Source organism: Azohydromonas australica DSM 1124, assembly GCF_000430725.1.
Taxonomy (GTDB): Bacteria; Pseudomonadota; Gammaproteobacteria; order Burkholderiales; family Burkholderiaceae_C; genus Azohydromonas; species Azohydromonas australica.
Genome location: NZ_KE387203.1, coordinates 621,375 through 627,374 on the forward strand (window position 1 = coordinate 621,375; position 6,000 = coordinate 627,374).

The window sequence follows — 6,000 nt, forward strand, 5'->3', positions numbered from 1 at the left end:
GACGGCCGCGCCGGCGTTGCCCACGAAACGGTCGTCGCCCTCGCCGCCGATGTAGGTGATGCCGTCATTCCAGCCGCCGACGAACTCGTCGTCGTCCTTGCCGCCGCGCACAACGCTGCCCGCGCTGCCGCCGAGGATGACGAAGCGGTCGTTGCCTTCGCCGCCGTCGAAGTCCAGCACCGCAGTGACGTAGGGGCCGACGTAGATCGAGTCGTTGCCCGAGCCGCCGCGCGCCACGATGCGGTTCACGCCGTGGTGCTTGGTGGTCTGGCCCATCGAGCTCACGGTCACCAGATCGGAGTCGGGCTCCTGGCTGATCGAGTAGGTCTCGCTGACCGTCTTGTCGAACCTGCTGTCGCCGTGACGGCCGGGCTCGTCGCCCATGGTCAGGAACAGCACGTCGCCGATCTGGTACGTGACGATGGGCTTCGGACCCCAGGTCCAGAGGAAGTCGCCCGAGGCGGTGATGCCCATCACCGTGACGCTGGCGGCCAGGTAGGCGCTCTGGTCGGTGATCGCGATGGTGCCGCTGAAGCCCGCCAGCGTGGTGTTGATCTCGAACAGGCCCAGGTCGATGGACACGTCCAGCGAGCCGTAGGCCGAGGCCGCGAAGAGCTGGTGGCCGTCGATGTTGCTGAGCTCCAGCGAGACGCCGGCGCGCAGCTTCAGGATCGCCATGTCGACCAGGAAGTCGGCCTTGCCGTAGATGCGGAAGTCGCCGTCGGACTGCACGAAGCCGCCGACGTCGATGGTGATGAAGTTGAAGAAGTTGAGCTGGGCGTCGAACTCCAGGCGGAACACCGAGTTGGCAACGCTCATGCCGCCGTGGAAGTCGATGCCGAAGCCCAGCAGGTTGATCTCGCCGTCGAGGTCGATGTTGAAGGTGTGCCCGGCCTTGACCAGGTAGCTGCGGCCGCCGATCGAGCCGCTGAAGTCCGTGGTGCTGCTGGTGTTGATCTCCAGCCGCGCCTTGGCCTGGATGCCCAGCACGTCCACGCCCAGGCTCACGTCGGCCTCGGCCACCATGGCGAAGATGGGCTGGCCGTCGAGCACCTTGAACTGGGCCGCGCCCAGCACGTGCATGGAGCCCAGCGGGCCGAGCTTGAGCGTCATGTCCAGCTCGGCCAGCAGGCCCGTCGGATCGACCTCCAGGTTGAAGGCGCCGCTCATGTTGACCACGCCGCCCATCATGCTGATGCCGGCGTTGCCCGCGATGTGCAGCGAATGCGCCGCCAGGTCCACCATCTTGATCGGCGGGCCGTCGGACGAGGTGTTGATCGCGCGCACCTGCTGCGTCTCGGCGGTGCCGTTGAACTGCAGCATGAAGCGGCCGGTGACCTGGAACAGCGCCGCATCCATCAGCAGCGCATCCGGGCCCACGCCGCCGACTTCCAGGGCGCCGTAGACGCCGCCCTTGACGATGCCCAGCGTGCCGGTGACCGCCAGCGGCTCCAGCAGCGGCAGGTCCAGCGAGGCGGACACGCCCAGCTCGGCGCCGCTCTCGGAGACGATGACGCCGAACTCACCCTGCAGGCTCAGCGCGCCGCCCAGCAGGCGCAGGTCGCCCTGGCCAACCAGGGCCACGTACATGCCCGTCCAGCCCGGCTTGCCTGGCGGCGTGGCGGAGATGGTGTATCGGTCGAAATCGACCTTGTCGCGGAACACCTGCGGCACCTGGTAGACGATGTCGCGCCCGAAGGTGTTCATCGTCAGCTCCAAGTGCGCATCGAGCTGGGCCACCGGGCCCAGGTCCAGCCCCGTGCTGAGCTCGGCGCGCAGCGCGACGCCGCCGGAATTGACCACCAGCAGCCCGGTGGCGTGCGCGGACAGCAGCTCCGAGCCCTTGGGGCCGATGCGTGCGTTCACGTCCGCGAAGGCCGTGAGGCCCTCGCTGGCGCTGAAGCGGAAGTCCAGCGCGCCCGTCATCGACACCATGTCGAAGAGGTTGAGCTCGGCCTCGCCGAAGACGCGCAGGAACTGCTCGCGGTAGATCAGGACGATGGGCTCGTCGGGGTTGCCGGTCTCGATGCCGTAGCCCGCATGCTCCACGCCCTTGGAGTCGGTCCAGGTGCTGCGCGAGAAGTCGATCGTCGTCAGGCTGACCTCGACGCCAACGTTGGCGTCATAAGACACTGCGCCGGTGGCGGCATCGCGCGTGATCTGTCCGACGTTGAGCGAGAAGCGCGCGCCGGTGTTGATTTCCAGCGCGATGTTGTCGGCCTGCAGCGTCACGCCGGGCACGCCCACCAGGCCGATCATGTCCACCGTGGCACGGCCGGCGATGTACACGCCCACGTCCACGCCGGTGGTATCGACCACCAGCTCCTTGGCCACGATCAGGCCCAGGTCCAGGTTCTGCACCGCCAGGCCCACGGCCGAGGTGTTGGGCGTGTCGCGCTCGTCGATGCGGCCGTCGTGGTTGCTGTCCTGCCAGTAGCCGCCCACGCCGATGAAGCCGTAGGCGTCGTTGATGCCCACGGCCAGCGTGGTGACGATGGTCTCTTCGCCGTTGGACAGCGTCACCTTTTCCGAGCCGCGCTTGGTCAGCGCCATCGACGCCGACATCTGCAGGAAGCCCGCAAGGTTGATCTCGGCGTAGCCGATCTTGGCCTGCACGATCTCCTCGGTGAAGTCGAGGAAGACCATGTTGTCGCCGCCCGCGGGCAGCGCGAAGCCGGCCTTGTCGATCTTGCCGTTCTGGTTGCGGTCCTCGCCCTCGTCGAGCACGCCGTTGCCGTTGGCGTCCTCGGTAAAGTCCTTGAAGCTGTCGCTGAGCTGGTAGTTGATCGACGGCGGCCCGAAGAGCTGCAGCGCCGCGTTCACCTCGGGCCCGGCGTTGGGCAGCACGAAGGTGTTGATGTTGACCTCGACGTCCTCGGCACGCACCGACAGCAGGCTCGGGTCCACGCCCACCAGGCCGGCGCGCTCGATCGAGGCCTTGGCCGAGATGAACTTGGGCGCGTACTGCGACAGGCCCGGGATGGCGTCCATCAGCGCCGGCGTCATGATCGCCAGGCCGAAGTCCACGTTGTCGATGACCACGCCGACGGCGTTCTGGTTGATGCTGTCGAGCAGGCCGTCGTGGTTGGCGTCCACGCCATAGCGGTAGGGGCCGCCCACGCCGGCGAAGCCGGTGAGGTTGGCGCCGCCCAGCGTCAGGGCGTTGACCTGCAGCGGCAGGATCGAGGCATCGAAGCCCGTGGCGCTGCCGATCTGCTCCAGCAGCGGCTTGAGGCCGCCGGTGTCCACTGCGACGTTGTAGACCTCGCCCTTGCGGAAGGCCAGCGAGCCGCGCAGGAACAGGAAATCCGCCACCGCGATGTCAGCCAAGCCGATGTCCAGGCCCAGCAGCTCGTTGCCCTTGAAGTCCAGGTACACCGGCTGGCCGCCGGTGCCGATCTCCAGGCCGACCTTGCCGTCCTTGACGATGGAGCTGTAGTCGGCGGTGGAGCGCATGGCGCCGCCGAAGAGCTTGCCACCCTGGTTGACCTCGACCGTGACGTCGTGGGCCTGGATCTTGAGCACGTCGCCCAGGCCGTAGACGCCGATCTCGTCGGCATGCGCCTTGAGCGAGAAGAAGTTCTCCGTCGTGGCCCAGCTCAGGTCGGCCTTGAACAGGCCCAGCGCCACGTCGACGTTCTGCAGCCCGAAGCCCACCAGGCCGCTCTGCTCCGACAGCGGGCGGTCGAAGTCCGGGTCGCCCAGGCCGACGAACACCGAGACGTTGCTGGCACCGAAGCTCAGGCCCTTGAAGCTGACGTCATGCAGGCGCGAGTAGTCGTCGGAGAGGCCGCCGGCCATTTTCAGGCCGTCCAGCAGCAGGCGCGTCTTGCTGTCGAGCACGCCTTCGAGCAGCGACAGCTCCTTGGGCAGCCCGGTGTACATGTCGGCCGTGAAGCTCTGGCCGATGTGCAGCTGGAAGTCCCCCTGCAGGTGCACGAAGCCGTCGAGGTCCAGGCGCAGGTCGGGCAGCTCCAGCGTGCCCAGGATGCCGTCGATGCTGATCGACAGGTCGATGTTCTTGATGAAGTTCAGGCCGTCGCGTAGCCAGTCCGGCGCGCTCAGCGAGACATCGGGAATCAGGTCCGTCAGGCCCGACAGGCTGATGGTCGGGATCAGGTTGCCGGTGGTGGGCAGCTCGAACTCGAAGTCGAAGCTGGTGCTTATGCTGAATAGGTCGAAGATGCCCAGCGTGGCATCCATGCCGATGCGCAGCGAGTTCGAGTCGAAGTCCAGGTTGAGCGCGTTAGCGTCCGAGCCCACCGGGATGGACAGGCCCTTGCCGCCGTTGATGCGGCTGAAGTTGGCGTAGGTGTCCGGTACCGGGAAGGAGCCGGCGAAGGCGCCGTTGAACTCCAGCACCACGTCCTGCGCCTGCAGCGTCAAGAACGGATCGGTGCCTACCAGGCCGGCCATGCCGGCGGTGGCCGAGAGGCCGAAGAACTTGCCCGGCAGCGTCGCACCGGCGCCCAGCGTGGGCGCGAGCATCGCCAGCGCGAAGTCCAGGTCGTCGATGGCGAAGCCGATCGCGTCCTCGTTGGGCGGATCGAGCTCGTTGATGACGCCATCGCCGTTGGTGTCGCTGCGGTACGGGCCCTTGATGCCGGCGAAGGCATACACGTCCTTGCCCGCGACCACCAGCGCCTCGGCGTTGGCGGTGACGGTGGTGCCGGGGATGTGGAAGTCCACGTCCTCGACGATGCGCCGCTGGAACGTGAAGCCGCCCTGCAGCGACAGGATGCCGGCCACGCTGGCGGTGGCGCGGCCGACAGTGGCCTCGGTGACGAGGTTGTCGAAGTCCAGCACCATCGGCGTGCCGCCGGTCTTCACCTCGTAGCCGGCACGGGTGCCGCCGTTGGTGAAGTCAGCCGAGAACAGCGGGTTGCTGCTGATGTTCACCCCGACATGCACGTCCTGCAGGCTGAACTGGATGAAGTCGCCGAAGCCCTTGAAGCCGATGTCCGAGGCACTGGCCTTGAGCGCCGTGAACTTGGTGTTGGCCGGCACGACGTTGGCCAGCGGGTTGAACAGGTTCACCTGCGTGGTGAACAGCGCCAGGCCGAAGTCGAAGTTGTCGATCACCAGGCCGGTGGCACCCTCGTTGATGCTGCCGTCGGCATTGCGGTACGGCCCGCCCACGCCCACGAAGGCCTGTACGTCGTTGGCGCCGAACTCGATGCTCTTGGCCTTGACGCCGTCGATGCGCACGCCCAGCGGCCCCTTGGCGCTGAGCTCGACCACGGCGCCCTTCTGGAACGAGAAGTCGCCCTGCACGTACACGAAGTCGGCGATGCGCAGCGTGGCATCGTTGACCGAGGCGCCGATGAGCTCGCCCGTCATGTCCAGCAGCACGGGCTTGCCGCCCGTGGGCAGCTCGTAGCCCTTCGTGGCGGCGAAGCTGGTCTTGAAGTTCAGCGTCGGCATCTTGTTGGATGCCGTGTTCAGAACGATGTCGATGTTCTTGGCCGAGAGTTGGAAGTCCTCCGGGTCGAAACCGTAGATGGCCACCGAGTCGGCATGCGCCTTGAGCGCGGTGTACTTGGTGCCGCTGGCGGACTTGAGCTGCAGCAGCCCGAAGTCGATGTTCTCGGCGCCGAAGCCGTAGAGGCTGTCGGCCTGCTCGGCAAAGGTCTTGCTGCGGTCGAAGCCCTCGGAGGCGTAGCCGACGAAGACGTCGATGTTCGAGCCGCCGATGCTGAAGCCCTTGGCCCCGATCACCGGCGTGGTACCCGTGCTCAGCGAATTGCCCCAGTCGGCCTTCTGGAAGCCGATGGAGCCCTGCACCAGCACGAAGTCGGAGATGCGCAGCGTCGCCTGGCCGGCGAACACGCCCAGGCGCTTGCCCTTGAAGTCGAGCGTGACGGCCTCGTCGCCGCCCGTGGGCAGGTCAAGCTTGCGCTCGTTGGTGAAGTCCAGCGTCATGCCGGCCACCGACGAGCTGTTGTACTCGATGTTGATGTCATCGACCGAGAGCTCGAAGTCCTCGGGGTCGAAGCCATA

1 protein-coding gene (cut by a window edge) is annotated in these 6,000 nt (G+C 66.8%); it reads right to left on the reverse strand.

All coding sequences use genetic code 11. The features are described 5' to 3' along the window. Positions 1–6,000 carry part of the coding region annotated (locus H537_RS44680; RefSeq protein ID WP_043459422.1) for a hypothetical protein on the reverse strand (this coding region is incomplete at both ends). 21,725 nt of the annotated region lie to the left of the window's left edge, so 6,000 of the 27,725 annotated nt are shown.